This window comes from Labrys wisconsinensis (genome assembly GCF_030814995.1).
GTDB classification, from domain to species: Bacteria; Pseudomonadota; Alphaproteobacteria; order Rhizobiales; family Labraceae; genus Labrys; species Labrys wisconsinensis.
The window spans coordinates 206904-224261 of sequence record NZ_JAUSVX010000014.1 but is presented as its reverse complement, the minus strand read 5'-3'; the positions used below and the strand labels follow the sequence as shown (position 1 = coordinate 224261).

21 protein-coding genes are annotated in these 17358 nt (G+C 68.8%); 9 read left to right on the top strand and 12 right to left on the bottom strand.

Features of this window, described 5'->3' with window-relative positions:
• Nucleotides 1-59 precede the first annotated feature (59 nt).
• The 4 genes from QO011_RS30465 to QO011_RS30450 form a co-directional block, all read right to left on the bottom strand.
• Nucleotides 60-512, bottom strand: coding sequence for a translation initiation factor 2 (locus QO011_RS30465; protein WP_307280852.1), 453 nt, complete (start codon nucleotides 510-512; stop codon nucleotides 60-62).
• A 144-nt stretch (nucleotides 513-656) separates the two neighbouring features.
• Complete coding sequence (locus QO011_RS30460; RefSeq protein ID WP_307280850.1) at nucleotides 657-1958, bottom strand: class I SAM-dependent methyltransferase; 1302 nt, start codon at nucleotides 1956-1958, stop codon at nucleotides 657-659.
• A gap of 37 nt (nucleotides 1959-1995) precedes the next feature.
• Nucleotides 1996-2265: an usg protein gene (locus QO011_RS30455; protein WP_307280848.1), complete on the bottom strand. Its 270-nt coding sequence runs from the start codon at nucleotides 2263-2265 to the stop codon at nucleotides 1996-1998.
• 302 nt (nucleotides 2266-2567) lie between these two features.
• Nucleotides 2568-2708 carry a hypothetical protein gene (locus tag QO011_RS30450; protein ID WP_307280845.1) on the bottom strand — a complete coding sequence of 47 codons (141 nt, stop codon included), beginning with the start codon at nucleotides 2706-2708 and terminating at the stop codon, nucleotides 2568-2570.
• A gap of 98 nt (nucleotides 2709-2806) precedes the next feature.
• On the opposite strand from QO011_RS30450, the gene QO011_RS30445 reads away from it, so the two are divergent.
• From QO011_RS30445 to QO011_RS30435, 3 genes are all read left to right on the top strand, one after another.
• On the top strand, nucleotides 2807-4468 hold the full coding sequence (locus QO011_RS30445) for an ABC transporter substrate-binding protein (RefSeq protein WP_307280843.1): 1662 nt from the start codon (nucleotides 2807-2809) through the stop codon (nucleotides 4466-4468).
• A gap of 102 nt (nucleotides 4469-4570) precedes the next feature.
• Nucleotides 4571-5689: a carbohydrate ABC transporter permease gene (locus tag QO011_RS30440; protein WP_307280840.1), complete on the top strand. Its 1119-nt coding sequence runs from the start codon at nucleotides 4571-4573 to the stop codon at nucleotides 5687-5689.
• Nucleotides 5690-5749: 60 nt separating this feature from the next.
• On the top strand, nucleotides 5750-6640 hold the full coding sequence (locus QO011_RS30435; protein ID WP_307280901.1) for a carbohydrate ABC transporter permease: 891 nt from the start codon (nucleotides 5750-5752) through the stop codon (nucleotides 6638-6640).
• A 12-nt stretch (nucleotides 6641-6652) separates the two neighbouring features.
• Here the strand turns inward: QO011_RS30435 and QO011_RS30430 are convergent, their stop codons facing one another.
• The 6 genes from QO011_RS30430 to QO011_RS30405 all read right to left on the bottom strand — a co-directional run bounded on the left by QO011_RS30430 (nucleotide 6653) and on the right by QO011_RS30405 (nucleotide 9879).
• On the bottom strand, nucleotides 6653-7087 hold the full coding sequence (locus tag QO011_RS30430) for a c-type cytochrome (protein ID WP_307280837.1): 435 nt from the start codon (nucleotides 7085-7087) through the stop codon (nucleotides 6653-6655).
• Entirely contained in the window at nucleotides 7084-7686 is a 603-nt protein-coding gene (locus QO011_RS30425) for an SCO family protein (protein ID WP_307280835.1), read from the bottom strand. The genes QO011_RS30430 and QO011_RS30425 overlap by 4 nt, the downstream gene beginning before the upstream one ends.
• Before the next feature lie 33 nt (nucleotides 7687-7719).
• The gene (locus QO011_RS30420; protein WP_307280833.1) at nucleotides 7720-8217 is read right to left on the bottom strand and encodes a copper chaperone PCu(A)C; all 498 of its coding nucleotides are present in this window, start codon (nucleotides 8215-8217) and stop codon (nucleotides 7720-7722) included.
• A gap of 154 nt (nucleotides 8218-8371) precedes the next feature.
• Nucleotides 8372-8797, bottom strand: coding sequence for a hypothetical protein (locus QO011_RS30415; RefSeq protein ID WP_307280829.1), 426 nt, complete (start codon nucleotides 8795-8797; stop codon nucleotides 8372-8374).
• Between the two features lie 121 nt (nucleotides 8798-8918).
• Entirely contained in the window at nucleotides 8919-9335 is a 417-nt protein-coding gene (gene dksA / locus QO011_RS30410) for an RNA polymerase-binding protein DksA (RefSeq protein ID WP_307280898.1), read from the bottom strand.
• Between the two features lie 121 nt (nucleotides 9336-9456).
• Nucleotides 9457-9879 (bottom strand): flagellar assembly protein FliX, encoded by a 423-nt coding sequence (locus tag QO011_RS30405; RefSeq protein WP_307280828.1) that lies wholly within the window; start codon nucleotides 9877-9879, stop codon nucleotides 9457-9459.
• 244 nt (nucleotides 9880-10123) lie between these two features.
• Here QO011_RS30405 and QO011_RS30400 point away from each other — a divergent pair, with 244 nt between their 5' ends.
• From QO011_RS30400 to QO011_RS30385, 4 genes are all read left to right on the top strand, one after another.
• Complete coding sequence (locus tag QO011_RS30400; RefSeq protein ID WP_307280826.1) at nucleotides 10124-11245, top strand: flagellar basal body P-ring protein FlgI; 1122 nt, start codon at nucleotides 10124-10126, stop codon at nucleotides 11243-11245.
• The gene (locus QO011_RS30395) at nucleotides 11245-11568 is read left to right on the top strand and encodes a rod-binding protein (protein WP_307280823.1); all 324 of its coding nucleotides are present in this window, start codon (nucleotides 11245-11247) and stop codon (nucleotides 11566-11568) included. Before QO011_RS30400 ends, QO011_RS30395 begins: the two co-directional genes overlap by 1 nt.
• 27 nt (nucleotides 11569-11595) lie before the next feature.
• Nucleotides 11596-12078, top strand: coding sequence for a hypothetical protein (locus QO011_RS30390; protein ID WP_307280820.1), 483 nt, complete (start codon nucleotides 11596-11598; stop codon nucleotides 12076-12078).
• A gap of 406 nt (nucleotides 12079-12484) precedes the next feature.
• A complete protein-coding gene (locus QO011_RS30385; protein ID WP_307280818.1) occupies nucleotides 12485-13183 on the top strand; it encodes a GGDEF domain-containing protein in 699 nt (232 codons plus the stop codon).
• A gap of 11 nt (nucleotides 13184-13194) precedes the next feature.
• On the opposite strand, the gene QO011_RS30380 is transcribed toward QO011_RS30385, so the two are convergent.
• Both QO011_RS30380 and QO011_RS30375 read right to left on the bottom strand, forming a co-directional pair.
• Nucleotides 13195-14139 carry an NAD(P)-dependent oxidoreductase gene (locus tag QO011_RS30380; RefSeq protein WP_307280816.1) on the bottom strand — a complete coding sequence of 315 codons (945 nt, stop codon included), beginning with the start codon at nucleotides 14137-14139 and terminating at the stop codon, nucleotides 13195-13197.
• A gap of 41 nt (nucleotides 14140-14180) precedes the next feature.
• A complete protein-coding gene (locus QO011_RS30375; protein ID WP_307280814.1) occupies nucleotides 14181-15278 on the bottom strand; it encodes a branched-chain amino acid aminotransferase in 1098 nt (365 codons plus the stop codon).
• A 405-nt stretch (nucleotides 15279-15683) separates the two neighbouring features.
• On the opposite strand from QO011_RS30375, the gene QO011_RS30370 reads away from it, so the two are divergent.
• Nucleotides 15684-16490 (top strand): PfkB family carbohydrate kinase, encoded by an 807-nt coding sequence (locus tag QO011_RS30370; RefSeq protein ID WP_307280812.1) that lies wholly within the window; start codon nucleotides 15684-15686, stop codon nucleotides 16488-16490.
• Nucleotides 16491-16585: 95 nt separating this feature from the next.
• Complete coding sequence (gene phnF / locus QO011_RS30365) at nucleotides 16586-17341, top strand: phosphonate metabolism transcriptional regulator PhnF (protein ID WP_307280810.1); 756 nt, start codon at nucleotides 16586-16588, stop codon at nucleotides 17339-17341.
• The last annotated feature ends 17 nt before the right edge of the window (nucleotides 17342-17358 follow it).

Here is a 17358-nt window from a genome sequence, read left to right as displayed (position 1 = left end):
GAGCGACCCCAACCATCAATCTGTAGACTTGCCGGTCCGTTCAGCCGGAAATCCAGCAATCACACCGTTGGAGGAGCCTTAGGCTTGATGGCCACGGGCCTGCGCCGCGAGGGGTGCGGCTTGGCGGGCTCGGGAGCCAGCGGCACCAGGGTCACGGAGACCGGATTGGGAAAATGTTCCAGGGTGGCGCCGGTCGCGGCATCGACCCCCATACCGACGATGCCGCCAATCAACACGTTTCCGGCAAACCCTGCGGCTCCGGAGCCGGCGATGCGGGTGTTCACGGGCACCTGGGCGTCCTGAAAGCCCGGCTTCCTGAGCGTGACGATGAACTCGCTCTTGCGTGCAACCTCGAACGTGCAAGGCGTAGACGGGCATTGATTGCCGATCGAGGTTGTCACCTGCGCCTCGGAGGGCGTGCTGATCACCTGGACCTGATCCGTCGTGCCGCGCGTGACGGTGGCACAGCCACCCAGCGCGAGGACCATCGCGCCCACCAAAAGTCTTTTCATGGAGCTCCCCAGCTCACCTACGTCAACAAGGAGCACCTCCTACATCCTGAAGTTGAGACTCGCCATAAGAATTTACGAATGCTTCACGATCTTTACGGCAGGCGGCGATCAAGCCCAGCTCTCTCGCGCCGGAGCGGCCGCATCTCAGCCTCGGTAGAGGTCCTCGCGCGTCGGTGGCAGGCCGGACGGGCCCCTGGCCCGGCGCGAGGACAGCGTCTGGAAGATCGCCAGGCCCGAGCGTTCGAAGGCGAGCGCGCAGCCGGCGAGATAGGCGAGATAGATGCGCGTCTTGGCCTCGCCGACCTCCCTCGCCGCCGCCTCGCGCGCGGCATGGAGGTTCTCGGTCCAGGCGCGCAGCGTGCGCGCATAATGCTCGCGCCAGGCCTCGACGTCGTGCACCTCGAAGCCGTGACGCTCGAGGCTGATGGCGGTGTCGCCGACGGTGCCGAGCTGGCCGCCGGGAAAGATATACTGCGTCATGGCCGTGAATTCCGGCCGCGTCTTCAGCCGCTTCATGTCGCGTTTGGCCGGCCGGGTGATGGCGTGATGCAGGTAGAGCCCGCGTGGCCGCAGCAGCTTGTGCATCTGCGCGAAATACCGGTCGTGATCGGCGAGGGCGACATGCTCGAACATGCCGATCGAAGCGATCTTGTCGTAGGTGCCTTCGAGGTGGCGGTAGTCCTTCAGCTCGATGGTGACGCGGTCCTCGAGGCCCAGCCGGGCGATCCTGGCCCTGGCGAAGTCGAACTGCTCCTGCGCCAGCGTCACGCCATGGGCGGTGACGCCGTAATGCTGGACGGCGTGGCAGACCAGCGCTCCCCAGCCGCAGCCGATGTCGAGGAAGCGCTCGCCCGGCTGGAGGCGCAGCTTGCGGCAGATCATGTCGAGCTTGGCGACCTGCGCCTCGTGCAGCGTGGTCTCGGGCCTGGGCCAATAGGCGCAGGAATAGACCATCGTCTCGTCGAGAAAGAGCGCATAGAAGGCGTTGGACAGGTCGTAGTGGAACTGGACCAGCGCCTTGTCGTCGCGCCCGGCGGCGACCTTGTCCCGAACCGGCCCGGCATAGGCGTGGCCGGCGGTGGCCGGCCTGGCCGCGCGGCGCAGCAGGAAGGGCCAGAGCTGGCGCGCCATCTCCAGCTTGTCCAACCGCTTGAACAGGCCCTTGGTGTTCATCGAGCCGCGCCGCTCGGCGAGGTCGAGCAAGGTGCCGCCCTCGATGGTCAGGCCGCCCTCGGCCAGAGACTCGATCAGAGCAGCAAAGCTGCGGCGGCGCACCAGCCGCGTGATCACCTCGGGGCCGGCGATCCGCAGGCGCAGGTCCGTGCGCGCTTCGCGGCCGAGCGGCAGCACTTCGCCGGTCCACAGTTCCACCGCCAGATCGGCCTGCAACACCTCGCCGAGATGGGCGATGAGCCGCCGGGCGGCCCGTTCGTACTTCCCGTCCACATCGCCTCCGCGCAAGGCCGGGGCAATGCGGCCCCCCTCAGTGGATCCTGAACTCGCTGCCGACTGCCCGCAACTCGGCCGGACCGATCAGCCCGGAATGGGCCACGGTGACCGAATGCAGGATGCCATCGAGCTTGGCGCGCCAAAAGTCCAGAAACTTCTTCAGCTCCGGAAACACCGGCGCCAGGTCGTAGTCCTGCCAGACATAGGTCTGGAGCAGGGCGGGATGATCGGGCAGCCGGTAGAGGATGTTGGCGGTCGTCAGGCCATAGCCCTCGATCTGGCGGCGGAACGCAACTGACACCATTGCAGGAACCTCCGTGTGCACGACGCGATTCATATTGCAGCGCAAACCTTAATCGCGCGCAAATGAAATTTTGGAATTCTCACGCAAAATCAATTGGTTATCACTCAATATGACGGAGTGCTGCCAATCGCGTGACCCTCGCGTGACATGCCGCGTCGCGGCGCCCGCGCCGGGCCGTCGCCTGCCGGAGCGACAAGCGGCGTCACTTTACTCGATTGGAGGATATCGTGACCTTTTTGCAGAAGATCGGACTTCCCGCACCAGGCCTCCCTCGACCGTCCCCTAAGCTTCCCCTTGATACTTTACGATTGAAAAATTTTACGTAAAGTATGAAAAAATTCGCGTCCGCTGGTGCCGGCCGCATTGATCTCGCGCGCCAAGGTCGGGAAAGTGGGGGTGGGACCAGACGGCGCAAGCCGCAAGAAGACCAGCGCGGCGACCATCCGCGCCGTTCCGCAAGGGACGGTTCGGCTGCAACGCCGTCGGCAGGAAAAGCCAGCGAGATCGCATCCCGAAATCGCATCCAAGGGAGGATTCTGACGTGAACACAAAGGATTACGAGCACTTTCTGCGCTGGCAGGCGAGCCGGCGCGACCTCCTGAAGGGCGCAGCCGGCGTCAGCGCCCTGGCGCTCGGCGCCGGCGGCGCGCTCGGCGCGGCCACGCCCGCCGCGGCGCAGAGCGACGTCCGGGCCCAGATCCTGCAGATCCCGGGCGTCGGCAAGGGCTCGCCCACCGATGCGGACTGGCAGAAGGTCGGCGAGCTCTGCCTCGGCGCGACCAAGGCGAGCGTCAAGGAGGGCGAGTTCGCCGGTGTCGAGCTCAGCTTCATGGGCCTCAACAACCAGAACCTGCACAACCTGCTGTTCCGCGGCTTCCTCAAGCCCTGGGAGGCCTATACCGGCGCCAAGATCACCTGGATCGACCTCGCCCAGGCCGACTACAACCCGCGCCTGCAGCAGGCGATCGCCACCGGCACGGTCGACTTCGACATCCTGGAGATGGGCGCGCCCTTCGAGGGCGACGTCTGCGGCAAGGGCCTGGCCTCCGCGATGCCGGACTGGGTCAAGAAGCAGATCGACTATGACGACTACGTCGCCTACCTCAAGCCGCCGGTCGGCACCTGGGACGGCAAGGCCTACCGCGTCACCATCGACGGCGACTGCCACAATTTCAACTACCGGACCGACGTCTTCGCCGACGCGGACCTGGCCAAGGCCTGGAAGGCGGCCGGCAACACCACGGACTGGGCGGTGCCCAAGACCTGGCAGCAGGTGCAGGCCGTCACCAAGTTCCTCAAGACCCAGAAGTTCCAGGGCAAGGAGGTCTACGGCTATCTCGACGCGCCGAAGGCCTGGGGCGGCTTCGGATTCTACTTCCTCGGCAGCCGCGCCTCGGCCTATGCCAAGCACCCCGACGACAAGGCCTGGCTGTTCGACATCGACACGATGAAGCCGCGCGTCAACAACCCCGCCTGGGTCCGCGCCATCCAGGACGTCGTCGACGCCCTGCCCGCCGAGCCGGCCGACCAGCTCAACGCCGACCCCGGCACGACCGGCTTCCAGCAGTTCCTCGCCGGCACCGGTTCGATGCTGTCCTGGTGGGGCGACATCGGCCAGATCGCCAACACCAGCGACACCTCCGTGATCGGCAACGTCGTCGGCTTCGACATCCTGCCGGGCTCGGACGACGTCTACAACGCCAAGACCGGCCAGTGGGACAAGCTTCCCAGCGGCCCGAACCATGCCCCGAACTGCGCCTATCTCGGCTGGGGCGTCTATGTCATGGCCCGCGTCGACGGCGACGAGAAGAAGCACAAGGCCGCCTGGAGCGCGGCGGCCCATCTCGGCGGCAAGGACCTGTCGCTGTGGACCGTGATGTATCCTTCGGGCTTCCAGGTCCATCGCATGAGCCACTTCAACCTCGACGAGTGGATCGGCGCCGGATACAATAAAGACTATATTAGCTCCTACCTCGCCTCGCAGTCCGGCTCCTACAACCACCCCAACCGGGCGATCGAGCCGCGCATTCCCGGCATCTTCCAGTATTACAGCCTGGCGGAGGACGAGCTGGCGAAGATCTTCGCCGGCAAGGTCGACGCCAAGACCGGCGCCGACAACATCGCGGCCGCCTGGGAGAAGCTGACCGACCAGATCGGCCGCGACAAGCAGATCGCGCTCTACAAGGCTTCGCTCGGCATCTAGCCCGCCGCCACCCCGGTCCGGCGGCGGGCCTCCCGCGTCCGCCGCCGGTCCCCGCCTCGCGCGCGGCGCAGCCGCGGCGCCGCCAGCCTGAACAGGACTGCGATGGACCACGCCTCCGCCTTGCCTGCCTCGCCCGGGCACAGCCTCGTCTCGCGCCATGTCCCGGCCGGCCGCCGGGCGGCGGGGCGCCGGCTCATCGTCCTGGCTTCGCTCGGCCTCGCCGGCATGGCGCTCTACCAGATCCTCACCACCGCCGGCGTGATCGGCGGCGGCTTCGAGACCTGGCGGCCGACGCTCTATGCCTATCTCGCCTGGTCGCTCGCCCTGGGCGCGGGCCAGGTGATGATGCGCGGCGAAGCGGGCCAGAAGGCGCTGTTCGTGCTGCCGGCCGTGCTGTTCACGATCTCCATGGCGATCTTCCCGACCGTGTTCGGGCTCTATATCGCCTTCACCGACTGGAATCTCAGCTCGCTGGCCGGCCGCCGCTTCAACGGCCTCGACAATCTCTATACCCTGTTCCAGGACGCCTATTTCTGGAACGCCCTCCTCAACATGGTGTTCTACGTGCTGGCCGTGCTGGTGCAGTACGCCATCGCCTTCGCGCTCGCTCTGCTGCTCAACGCCGACATCCGGGCGCGGAAATTCTTCCGCGTCGTCTTCCTGCTGCCCTTCATGCTCAGCCCCGTGGCGGTGAGCTGGATGATCGGCAAGTCGATCATGGAATACCGCTTCGGCCCGGCGGCGACCTTCGCCCGCTTCGTCGGCTGGGACAATCCATCCTTCTTCACCAGCCCCTGGATCGCGCGGCTCAGCATCATGGCGATGGACGCCTGGGTCTCGATCCCCTTTGTGATGATCCTGTTGCTCGCCGGCCTGCAAGCGCTGCCGCGCGAGGTGATCGAGGCCGCCAAGGTCGACGGCGCCGGCGCCTGGCAGTCCTTCCGGCTGATCACCTTCCCGCTGATGCTGCCCGTCAGCGTCACGGCGGTGATCCTGCGCATCATCTTCGAGTTGAAGCTCGCCGACATCGTCATCAACGTCACCGCCGGCGGGCCGGGCGGGGCCACCGACACGGTGTCGAGCTTCATCTTCCGCGAGTACCGCGACCGCTCCAATGTCGGCTACGGCACGATGCTCGCCGAGTTCTATTTCGTCCTGATCGTGATCTTCGTCACCCTGCTGCTGGCCCTGGCCAGCCGCTGGATGCGCAAGACCACCTGACCCGTCATGGAGCCGCCCCGCTTGGCAAGCCTTTCGCTCCCCTCGGCCCCGGCGCGGCGCATGCGGCCCTCGGCCGGCCTCGCCCGGCACACGCTGCTGCGCTGCCTCGTCTACGGCGCGCTGATCCTGTGGGCGTTCATCTCGCTGTTCCCGATCTACTGGACGGTGACGACCTCGTTCAAGGTCGCGGTCGACGTCACCCAGGGCCACCTCATCCCCTGGCTCGACTTCAAGCCGGACTGGAAGGGCTGGCGCTCCCTCGGCCTCTCGCCCGACACGCTGTTCCAGACCTCGACCGTGCGCGACGAGTTCCTCGCCCGCTTCGAGAACAGCATCGTGATGTCGGTCGGCGCCTCGCTCCTGGCGGTGGCGATCGGCTCGCTCGCCGCCTATGGCCTCAGCCGCTTCGACTACAAGTTCCTGTTCTGGCGCAACAAGGACATCTCGTTCTTCTTCCTGTCGCAGCTGATCCTGCCGCCCGTCGTGCTCGCCATGCCTTTCCTCGTCCTCTACAAGGAGCTGGCGCTGCTCGACACCCGCATCGGCCTGATCGCGCTCTACACCCTTACCGTGCTGCCGATCGTGATCTGGATCATGCGCGACCAGTTCGACGCCATCCCGAACGAGCTGGAGCAGGCCGCCTATGTCGACGGCTGCTCGATCTGGGGCGCCTTCGGCCGCATCGTGCTGCCGATCGCCCTGCCCGGCATGGTGGCGGCCTTCATCCTCTCGGTGGTGATCTGCTGGAACGAGTATTTCTTCGCTGCCCTGCTCACCAGCTCCAATGCCAAGACGCTGCCCGTGATGGTGGCGAGCCAGACGGGATCGCAGGGCATCAACTGGTGGTCGATGGCGGCGCTCTCCACCGCGGCGATCGCGCCGCTCGCCATCATCGCGGTGTTCCTCGAGCGCTACATCGTCAAGGGCCTGACGGCGGGCTCGGTGAAATGAGGACCGGCCGGCTCAGGGCCGGCCGCCCGCCTTGGCGATATAAGCGACGATCGCCGCGCGCCGCTCGGGATCGTCGATGCCGGTGAAGATCATGCGGGTGCCGGGCACCAGGCCCTGCGGGTCCTCGATGAAGCGCGACAGGCTCGCCTCGTCCCAGACGAGGCCGCTGCCGCGCATCGCCGCCGAGAAGGGATAGCCGGCGGCCTTGCCGGCCCGCCGCCCGATCACGCCCTCGAGCGCCGGCCCGGTGCTGCTGCGGGCCCCCACGCCGATCTGGTGGCAATGGGCGCAGGGCTCGAACACCGGGTCGAAGCTGGCGGCCGGCGGCATCGCCGGCACCTCGGCCGGCGCGGACGGCGCCGGCCGGTCGGCGAGAAGGCGCGGGGCGAGCACGCCCACCGCGCCTCCGGCGAGGAGCGCGGCGGCGACGGCGAGCAGGCGCCTCACGAGGCGAGGGCCCGCCGCATCTTGGCGATGGCCGCGTCCCTGGCCTCCTGATAGTCGATCAGCGTCACCAGGTCGCCCTTGGCGTTCATGAGATAGACCGCCGTGGAATGGTCGAAGGTGTAGCCATCGCCCTCCCCGACCTTGCGGACATAGACGTGGAAGGCCTTGATCACCGAGGCGATGGCCTCTGGCGTGCCGGTGGCGGCGGTGATGCGCGGGTCGAAGCTCTCCAGATAGAGCTTCAGGAGCGCGCTGGTGTCGCGCTCCGGGTCGACCGAGATGAAGACGACGTTGAACTTGTCGCCGTCCGGCCCAAGCGCGTTCAGGCGGTCGGTCATGTCCATCAGCGTGGTCGGACAGGCGTCGGGGCAATGGGTATAGCCGAAGAAATAGGCGGTCGGCTTGCCGAGGAAGGTCTTCTCGGTGACGGCGCGGCCGTTCTGGTCCACCAGGGTGAACGGCCCGCCGATCGAGCTGGTCAGCGCCGGCCCGCTCGAAGCGAACCAGCCGAACTGGGTGTAGCCCAGCGCCAGGACGGCCACGGCCAGCACCGTGGCGCCCCAGACGGCGTAGGCGATCATTCTCGTGCGCGACGACATCGATGTGTCTCTCGAAGGGATCTGTCTGCTGCCTTACTCGCCGGCCATGTCATCATGGCCTGCCATGATCCCGTGGCCGCCCTTGGCCCCCATGGCCTCGACCATGAAGTCGAGCTTCAAGGTGCCGGCCTTCTCGAAGACCAGCGTGCCCTCCTCCATCTCGCCCTCCTTCAGCGCGTGCTTCAGCCCGGTGAACATGATGTGCAGGCCGCCCGGCTTCAGCTCCACCTTGCCGCCGGCGGGGATCTCCAGCCCGCCCTCGACCGGGCTCATCGACATCACCCCGTCCTTCATCGCCATGTCGTGCAGAGCAAAGCCGGCCGCGGCGCCGATGCCGCCGCCGACCAGCCTGTCGGCCGTCCTGCCGGTGTTCTCGATGATGGTGTAGCCGCCGGCAACCGCCGCGCCCGACGGCGTCGCCCGGGTCCAGGGATGGTGGATGACGAGATTGCCGATCCTGGCCTGGTGGGCCAGGGCCGGGGTCGAGACGAGGAGAAGCGCAAGCGTGCTCGCGAGAATGGACCGGTGCATGATGATATCCTGGACATCGGCACGGGCGCAGCCGCGCCCGGTGGCGATGGAGATGGAACGGGATGGTGGCTGAGCAGGTTCTCCCGAACCTGCTGACACTTGGCAGTCCGAGCAGCATCAAGTCGTGGCTGAAGCCACGAGACGCGGCTTGGGCTCAGGCCACCGGCGGGCCCCGGGCCCGGTGTGCCGGCCAGGTCGGCCCGCCCGCCGCGACGGCCGGCCCGGCGGAGTGCAGGGTCAGCGCCGTCGCCAACCGGACGGGCACGGAGACGGGGGGCGGCGCGGCAAGGACGGCCGTCAGCCGCAGGGCGCATTGGTCGCAGTCGTGATGCGCGTCCTTGTCCGGGGCCGACGCGGCATCGGCGCCGGTCTCGCACAGCGAGACGGCGATGCCGGCGATCACCACCCGCGCATGGCCCGAGCCGGCCTGCGCCATGGCGATGCGGCCGAGGCCGCCGAGCACCAGCGCGACGACCAGCAGGGCGGCGAGGCCGCAGCGCAGCCCTGCACGCCGCCCGCCCCATCGGGACGGCCGGCGCGCCGCCTTGCGCGTCAGGGTTCTGTGCCGTGGCTCGGACATCGCACGATGTCGAGCGGACGCCGCGGCGGAAGTCAAGCACGGCGGACGCGACAAATGGCGCCGCCGAGACTGGGCCGCCACGCGCGCCCAAGAAAAACCCGGCTCGAAGCCGGGTTTTTTCTCAGTCGTCGCGGTAGACGCGCTCGCGGCGCTCGTGCCGCTCTTGCGCCTCCAGCGACAACGTCGCGATCGGGCGGGCATCGAGGCGGCGGAGCGAGATGGGCTCGCCCGTCTCCTCGCAATAGCCGTAGGACCCATCCTCGATCCGCGTCAGCGCCGCATCGATCTTGGAGATCAGCTTGCGCTGGCGGTCGCGTGCCCGAAGCTCGATCGCCCGATCCGTCTCCGACGAGGCACGATCGGCCAGGTCGGGATGATTCTCGTTCTCGGCTTGCAGGTTGGCGATGGTGTCCTGGGCTTCCCGGAGGATGTCCTGCTTCCAGCTCAGCAGTTTACGACGGAAATAGTCGCGCTGCCGTTCGTTCATAAAGGGCTCGTCGTCACTCGGACGGTAGTCAGCGTCCAAACTCATCGACATCATCTGCCGACTCTCCACTGCACCTCAAGGCGTGGTCTATAGTCGGACATCGCGGCCGGGACAATCGCGAAGAACGTCATCCGAACGACGAATTGACGCGCCGTCCGGGGCTTCCTGAGCGTCAGGTCCGCGCCCGATCGAGCTTGGCGAGCTCGACCGCCGCCCTGACGTCGATCTCCGCCAGCACCGATTCGAGCCCGGGGTCGTCCACCCCCTCGCGGCTGTCGTGCAGCAGGGCGGCGAGATGGCCGATGTCGGCGGCGGATACCGCACCGTCGAGCATGGCGACCTTGAGGCCGTCGAGCAGGTCGAGCAGGCGGCGGCCGCGGCGCAACGCCTTGCGCCTGCGCGCGAGCGGATCCTCGACCGCCTGCAGCGCCAGCATGGCATCGAGGCCGGCGAGCGCCGGCGCCGAGCGGGCCGCGGCCGGCTCGGCGCCGCCCTGCGTCACGCCCAGGGAGAAGGCGGCTCCCGCTCCGGACGGACGGGCGGCCGCGCCGAGCGGCCTCTGGTCCCTGACGCGCCCCGCGCCGTCGATATGCATGCCGCCCCCGAGCGATGTAAGGTGTCGGATTTATCGGCAGACAGGGTTAACGCGGCGTAAAGAAGCCGGCAATTCTTGCCGACCGGGGCCGGCAGGGCCTGCCGCCCAGGGCCGGGGTGGCATCAGGCTATTCGGAATAATATGTAATTTTATCAATATCTTGAGAAACTTCCCTGAAGTGGCAGAAGCCTTGCAAGCCTGAAGGTGCAATGCCGGCGGCGCCGGCACGATCGTCAGGTTCGCCATGCGCTTGCCCCTCCCCGCCCGCCTCGCCCTCGCCGCTCTCGCCATGGCTCTCGCCCTCGCGGCCGCGCCGGCGCAGGCCGAATCCCGCATCAAGGACCTCGTCGACATCGAAGGCGTGCGCGAGAATCAGCTGATCGGCTACGGACTGGTGGTCGGCCTCAACAACACCGGCGACACTCTCAACAACGCCGCCTTCACCAAGCAGTCGCTGACCGCCATGCTGGAGCGGCTCGGGGTCAACACCCGGGGCGCCAATCTGCGCACCGGCAATGTCGCGGCGGTGATGGTCACCGCCAACCTGCCGCCCTTCGCCACGCAGGGCACGCGCATCGACGTCAGCGTCTCCGCCCTCGGCGACGCCAAGTCCCTGCAGGGCGGCACGCTGCTGGTGACCCCGCTGCTCGGCGCCGACGGCGAGGTCTATTCGGTGGCGCAGGGGTCCGTCGCCATTGCCGGCTTCCAGGCCGAGGGCGCGGCGGCCAAGGTCACCCGCGGCGTTCCGACGGTCGGGCGCATCGCCAATGGCGGCGTCGTCGAGCGCGAGATCGCCTTCGACTTCTCCAAGCTGACGATGCTGCGCCTTGCCCTGCGCAACCCGGACTTCACCACGGCCAAGCGCATCGGCGCCGCCATCAACGAATATATCGGCCAGCGCGTCGCCGAGCCGACCAATCCCGGCACGGTCGCCATCCGCGTGCCGAACCGCTACGCCGGCAACATCGTGCAGCTCCTGACCGAGGTGGAGCAGCTCCGGGTCGAGCCGGACCTGCCGGCCAAGGTGGTGATCGACGAGCAGTCGGGCATCATCGTCATGGGCCGGGACGTGCGGGTCTCGGAGGTGGCGATCGCCCAGGGCAACCTCACCGTCACCATCACCGAGACGCCGCAGGTGGCGATGCCGGCGCCCTTCACCAACGCGCCGCCGGTGGCGGTGCCGCGCACCGGCATCAGCGTCGACGACAGCTCGGGCCGGCGCCTGGCCACCATCCGCCCGGGCGTGACGCTGCGCGAGCTGGTCGACGGCCTCAACGCCCTCGGCGTCGGGCCGCGCGACCTGATCTCGATCCTGCAGGCGATCAAGGCGGCCGGCGCGCTCCAGGCCGAGATCGAGGTGATGTGATGGCCGGCCTGCCGCTCTACGCCGCCGGCGCCCGCATCGCCGCCGCAACCGACACCGGCCGCGGCGCCGCGGCCGGCTCGCCCCAGGGGAAGGCCCGCGCCCAGGCCGAGGATTTCGAGTCGGTGTTCCTGCAGACCATGGTGCAGGAGATGTTCGCCGGCCTCGGCAAGGAAGGCCCGCTCGGCGAGGGCGAGGCCGGCAGCGCCTGGCGCAGCCTCCTGGTGCAGCAATATGCCGGCACCATCGCCAAGTCGGGCGGCATCGGCGTCGCCGACAACGTCTATCGCGACATTCTCGCCCTGCAGGAACATGCGGGCGCCTGACCACACGCCGAAGAGAAAGGAACCGCCATGACGGAACGCGAGCCGCTCGCCCTCTCCGCACGCAGCATCGCCGGCCGGGCCGATGCCGAGAGGCTCTGCGCCGAGATCGGCGGCATCCTCGACCGCCTCGCGCCGATCGTCGCGGAGGAGACGCGCCTGGTGCGGGCCGCGCAGCTCCGCGCGGCGACCGATCTGCACGACAGCAAGGCGGAGCTGTCGCGCCAATATGCCCTGGCGCTGGAGACCCTGCGCAGCCATGCCGCGATCGTCGGGCGCTATGCGCCCGTGCTGGTCGAGCAGCTCAGGCGCCGGCACGAAGCGTTCCGCAGCGAGCTGCAGGTCAACATGGCGGTGCTCGCCACGGCGCGCTCGGTCTCCGAGACGCTGGTGCGCGGCGTGGCGGAGGAGGTCGCGACGCGCAATTCCGCCAGGACCTACGGCGCCGCCGGCGCCATCTCGGCGACGACCCGCAACGCCGCCCGCCCGATCGCGGTGTCCCGCTCCTTGTGAGAGGCCTCACGGGATGCCGGTGGCGGGCGTCCACGACCCGCCCGCCGGCCCCGGAAGCTCGTTGCAGCCGACGAGACGAACGTCCGGCCGCGGCGTCCGCCGTGCTCGATCGCATCGGGCGAATGTGCGACACCGACGCTTAACCATGCTCGATCGGAACAGCCCGCCGGGCATGGCCGAGACCGAACGCACCCTTGCCTCGCAGCGCAATGCACAGCTAACCTGATATCGGAAACGCAATCGCAAGGACATTTTCGACATCACTGTCGACAAATGAAGGGCCTCCTGCCGTATGCTCGTGCGACGCTCCCTTTCCCTCCGGCTTTTTCTGATTGTTTTTCTATCGACACACTTGCCGCTCATATCGGCATTGGCCGTCTATATTATCAGTGCCCAAAAAATCAGCGTGGTCAGCCTGCTGGTTCTCTTGGGGGCGACGCTGGCGGCGACGGTGGTGAGCCTCTTCGCCATCCATCGCGAGACGACGCCGATCGTCGCCATCACGGATGCTCTCCACGCATTCTCCGAACATGGGCGGGTGGTCGAGATCACGCATCGGTCGGAGGACGAGATCGGCAAGCTCGCGACCTCGGCGAAATGGGCCATCGACACGGCGGAGCGCCTGCTCAAGGAGGCGCAGGAGCAGGCCAACCAGGACCCCCTGACGGGTGTCGCCAACCGGCGGGCCCTCCTCCAGCAGGTCGGCGCGTCGCGCGGCACGATCGCGCTCATCGACATCGACCGCTTCAAGGCGGTCAACGACGAGCTCGGCCATCTCGCCGGCGACGAGGCGCTGAAGGCCGTCGCAAGGCTGATCCGGCACCATATCCGGGCGACCGACATGGTCGCACGCTGGGGCGGCGAGGAATTCGCCATCCACATGCCGGACACGACGATCGCCCAGGCCGAAGCGATCATCGATCGCCTGCGCGAGACGGTCGCGGCGACGACGATCCTTCCCGACCGCCAGATCACGGTTTCCGGCGGCCTCTATCCCGTCGACAGAGATCTCGACGTCGCCATACGCGGCGCCGACAGGCTCCTCTACCAGGCGAAGCGGCGAGGCCGGAACAGGCTCGTCTCGGCGAGGCAGCAGCGCGCCTGACCGGCGCCCGCTCAGGCCTCCCGACCGGCGGCCGGGGCGGCGGCGATCGCCTCCGTCCGGGCCTCGATCGCCGCCAGGACCGACACCATGTCGAGCCGGCCGTTGCCGAGCCCGACGCTCTCGCCGTAGAGCGCGCTGGCGAGGTCGAGCAGCGGCGAGGCGAGCCCGGCGGCACGTGCGGCAGCGGCAATGAGGCGGGTGCTGTTGAAGGCGTCGGCCGTCGCCGCCTGCACCGAGAAATCGCGCGCGACCAGCTTGGGAAGCTTCACGCGCGTCACGTCGCTGGCCATGGGGCCGGCGCCGATCGCAGCCTCGAACGTGGCAAGGTCTAGCCGGTGCCGGTCGGCGAAATGCACGGCCTCGGCGAGGCCGGCGAGCATGGTGTTGAGATAGAGATTGACCGCCAGCTTCATCAGGAGCGCATGGCCGACCGGGCCGCACGCCAGCGTTTCCCGGCACATCGGCGCAAGCAGCGGGCGAACCTCTGCGACGGTGTCCGGCTCGCCGCCGATGAGGCAGACGAGCTCGCCCGCCTCGGCAGGCTTGCGCGAGCCGGACACCGGCGCCTCGACATAGCGCCCGCCCGCCGCGAGGATGTCGGTCGCCAGATCGCGAGAATAGCCCGGCGCGTTCGATCCCATCGAGACGAGGACATGGCCGGCGACCAGCGCCGCAAAGCCGGGCGTGCCACGACCGAGCACCGCGTCCAGCGCCGCCTCGTCGGCCAGCATCAGGATGACCACGCGGGCGCGGGCAAACACCGCCGCAACGTCCGAGACCACGCTCGCGCCCGCCGCGCCAAGCACCGCGGCACCGTCCGGCGAGCGATTCCAGACGACCAGCGGGGTGCCGGCCCTGGCCAGGTTGAGCGCCATGGGCCGGCCCATCACGCCGAGGCCGATGAAGCCGACCGCCTCCTGCGGCGGAGAGCCGAGGCCCCCTGTCGTCTGCGTCACGTCCGCAACTCCTGATCCGTGCAAGGGCGCGGTCGGCCCCTTCAGGCCAGCCGGTCCAGCCAGCCGTGGCGGTCGGGAGCCCGTCCGTTCTGGATGTCGAGCAGCGCCGCCTTGAGGCGGGCGGCCACCGGCCCGGCGCCGCCCTCGCCGATGGTGAAGCCGTGCCGGCGCCCCTTCACCGTGCCGATCGGCGTGACCACCGCCGCGGTGCCGCAGGCGAAGGCCTCGGTCAGCCGCCCGCTCCGCGCGTCGGCCTGCCACTGATCGATGGCATAGGGCTCCTCGCGCACGGTCAACCCCAGATCCCGGGCGAGCACGATCAGCGAATCGCGGGTGATGCCCGGCAGGATCGTGCCGCCGAGCGGCGGCGTCTGCAGCGAGCCGTCGTCGAAGACGAAGAACACGTTCATGCCGCCGAGCTCCTCGACCCAGCGCCGCTCCACCGCATCGAGGAACACCACCTGCTCGCAGCCTTCGGCGGTGGCCTCGGCCTGGGCGGCGAGGCTGGCGGCATAGTTGCCGCCGCATTTGGCGGCGCCGGTGCCGCCGGGAGCCGCCCGCGTGTAGGTCTCGGACACCCAGAGCGTCACCGCCGGCGCCCCGCTCTTGAAGTAGGAGCCCACGGGCGAAGCGATGATGCAGTAGAGATACTCGGCCGACGGCTTGACGCCGAGCAGGACCTCGGTGGCGAACATGAACGGCCGGATATAGAGCGAGGCGCCTTCGGCCGCGGGGATCCAGTCCCGCTCGGTCCGCACCAGCGCCCGCACGGATTGCAGGAACAGCTCCTCCGGCAGCGGCGCCATGGCGAGACGCTCGGCCGAGCTGCGGAAGCGGCGCGCATTGGCATCGGGCCGGAACAGCGAAGCGCCGCCGTCCGGCAGGCGATAGGCCTTCATGCCCTCGAAGATCTCCTGGCCATAGTGGAGCACCAGCGTGGCCGGGTCGAGCGGGAAGGCGCCGCGCGGCCCGATCTTCCCGTCGTGCCAGCCGTGCTCCTGAGAATAGCGCATCGTCACCATGTGGTCGGTGAAGACGCGGCCGAAGCCCGGATTGCGAAGCAGCGCTTCGCGCTCGGCCGCCGCAACGGCGCTCGGGCTCTTCTCGAACGGGAAAGGCTGTGCACTCTGGTAACTCATCGATCGACCGCTTCTGGTTCCGAGCGGATCCGCCCCGCTCACTGCAGGGGAGTGGTTTACCCCAAACCGGACGGCATGGTGTGGCGTTTTGTGCGTGCACGCGCAGGAATCTTGGCACAGGACCGGGCGAATGTGGGAGCCGGCCAACCCGAGGGTCGGGGGCGGTCGGCCAGCGTCGTCCTCGGGCCCTTCCGGAAACCGGTGGTCTCGACCGTTGCGGCCCGCCTCCCCGGCCCCTTTCGACGCCGGCGTCACATCGCTGTGATCGAGCCGCGCCACAAATCATTCGAATGTTTTGTGGCCCAGTCGCGACAGGCGCTGGTCTTGTTCCCGATCGCGCAGCGCTTCATCGTGGGCCGCGTTCGCCCCCGGCATCGAGAGCCGCCGAGCGCCCCAGAGGCTGTCATGCACCGTGTCCTCGTCGTCGGCAGCGTCAATCACGACCGGATCTGGCGGCTCGAAGCCCCGCTGGTCCCCGGCGGGCGGCTGCAGGTCCGCGACAAGACTGTGCAACTCGGCGGCGGCGGCTTTCACACCGGCAGCGCGCTGCTCGAGCTGGGCGCCGGCGTCGTGCTGGTCTCCCGCCTGATGCAGGACGCGCTCGGCCTGTCGGCCCTGGAGGCGCTGAGGGAGCTCGGCTTCGAGACGCAGCACGTCGAGCTGCTGGCGGGCGAGACCGAGCCGCCCGACATCCTGCTCGATCCGGGCGGCGAGCGCACGATCCTCTTTGCCGCGCGCGCCAGCCGGCAGCCGCTGCGCCTTGTGGCGGCGCCGGAGGTGGCCGCCGCCTATGTCAATGCCCTCGGGCTCGACGACGGCCTGCGACACGTGCTTGCGCAGATTCCGCTGGTGATCTCGCAATTGCCCTTGCGGCCGGCGACGGTGAGACCGGCCGACTACGTCGTCTCCTCGCGCGCCGACGTCGGCCCGGATGTCGGCGCGGTCTGGACGCGCGCGACGGCGCTCGCCGGCAGCCGGCTCAAGGCGCTCGTCGTCACCGACGGGCCGCGCCCCGTCACAATCCATGACGGCACCACGTCCGTCACCGTTGCCACGAAGCCGGTCGACGGGCTGCGCAGCAGCATCGGCGCGGGCGACCGCTTCTGCGGCGCCCTGGCGCTGGCGCTGCTCGACGGGCTCGGGATCGCCGGGGCCGTCGCCATGGCCTCCGGCAGGACCGCCGACTGGCTCGCGCGGCAGCCCCGCGCCTGAAGCCGGGCGGATCGCCGGTCGAGATCGCGAGCCCGTCACACGCGTGTCGCACGCCTGCTCCAGCCTGGATTCATTCGGATGAATTGGGGCGTCGGATGGGCAGGGATGCGTGGCGGGCTATCCGGGACCGGATCTCGGATGAGATTGCCGCGGGAACGCTCCGCCCCGGCACCCGGCTGCCGACGGAGCCCGAGCTCTGCCGCATGTTCGACGCGGGCCGCCACTCCGTGCGGCGCGCCATGGCGGCGCTCGCCATGGAAGGCAAGCTGAGCGTCGAGCAGGGCCGCGGGACTTTCGTGGAGGATGCGCCGAAGCTGAACTATCACGTCGGTCGGCGCACGCGCTTCCGGCAGAACCTGCTGTCCCAGGGGTTCGAGCCGGGCGGCGAGACCATCGCCGAGGATATCGTGCCGGCTTCGCCCGCTGTCGCCGAGGCGCTGGGGCTCGCCGAAGGCGCGCCCGTGCACCGCCTGCTGCGGCGGGACATGGCCGACGGCGTGCCGATCAATCTTGGCTTCAGCTTTCAATGCGCCATCCGGTTTCCCGACTGGGCGCGGCTGCGTCGCGAAGGCCTGTCGGTTACGGAGGCCTATCACGCCCATGGCGTCACCGAATATTTCCGCCACTCGACCAGCGTGCATTCCCGCCGGGCGCGTGAGGAGGAGGCCGAGCTCCTCCAGCAGCACATCGATCAGCCGGTCCTGGTCGTGCGCAAGGTCGACGTCGACGGGCAAGGCGTGCCGATCGGCCACGCCGAGGGCATCTGGGCCGCGAGCCGGGTCCAGTTCGTGTTCGAGGGCGTGGACGATGGCCCGGTCCGCTTCCCCCATCGCGGCGGCGACGCCGAATAGCGCTTCTCGCAGCGGCA

Excerpts from the sequence above, each read along its gene's own strand:
- dksA (WP_307280898.1), bottom strand. The coding sequence starts at position 9,335 with ATGTCGATGAGTTTGGACGCTGACTACCGTCCGAGTGACGACGAGCCC.
- QO011_RS30435 (WP_307280901.1), top strand. The coding sequence starts at position 5,750 with ATGCGGCCCTCGGCCGGCCTCGCCCGGCACACGCTGCTGCGCTGCCTC.
- QO011_RS30370 (WP_307280812.1), top strand. The coding sequence starts at position 15,684 with ATGCACCGTGTCCTCGTCGTCGGCAGCGTCAATCACGACCGGATCTGG.
- QO011_RS30455 (WP_307280848.1), bottom strand. The coding sequence starts at position 2,265 with ATGGTGTCAGTTGCGTTCCGCCGCCAGATCGAGGGCTATGGCCTGACG.
- QO011_RS30420 (WP_307280833.1), bottom strand. The coding sequence starts at position 8,217 with ATGCACCGGTCCATTCTCGCGAGCACGCTTGCGCTTCTCCTCGTCTCG.
- QO011_RS30415 (WP_307280829.1), bottom strand. The coding sequence starts at position 8,797 with ATGTCCGAGCCACGGCACAGAACCCTGACGCGCAAGGCGGCGCGCCGG.
- QO011_RS30390 (WP_307280820.1), top strand. The coding sequence starts at position 11,596 with ATGACGGAACGCGAGCCGCTCGCCCTCTCCGCACGCAGCATCGCCGGC.
- QO011_RS30450 (WP_307280845.1), bottom strand. The coding sequence starts at position 2,708 with ATGGTCGCCGCGCTGGTCTTCTTGCGGCTTGCGCCGTCTGGTCCCACC.
- QO011_RS30440 (WP_307280840.1), top strand. The coding sequence starts at position 4,571 with ATGGACCACGCCTCCGCCTTGCCTGCCTCGCCCGGGCACAGCCTCGTC.
- QO011_RS30400 (WP_307280826.1), top strand. The coding sequence starts at position 10,124 with ATGCGCTTGCCCCTCCCCGCCCGCCTCGCCCTCGCCGCTCTCGCCATG.
- QO011_RS30465 (WP_307280852.1), bottom strand. The coding sequence starts at position 512 with ATGAAAAGACTTTTGGTGGGCGCGATGGTCCTCGCGCTGGGTGGCTGT.
- QO011_RS30425 (WP_307280835.1), bottom strand. The coding sequence starts at position 7,686 with ATGTCGTCGCGCACGAGAATGATCGCCTACGCCGTCTGGGGCGCCACG.
- QO011_RS30395 (WP_307280823.1), top strand. The coding sequence starts at position 11,245 with ATGGCCGGCCTGCCGCTCTACGCCGCCGGCGCCCGCATCGCCGCCGCA.
- QO011_RS30375 (WP_307280814.1), bottom strand. The coding sequence starts at position 15,278 with ATGAGTTACCAGAGTGCACAGCCTTTCCCGTTCGAGAAGAGCCCGAGC.
- phnF (WP_307280810.1), top strand. The coding sequence starts at position 16,586 with ATGGGCAGGGATGCGTGGCGGGCTATCCGGGACCGGATCTCGGATGAG.
- QO011_RS30405 (WP_307280828.1), bottom strand. The coding sequence starts at position 9,879 with ATGCATATCGACGGCGCGGGGCGCGTCAGGGACCAGAGGCCGCTCGGC.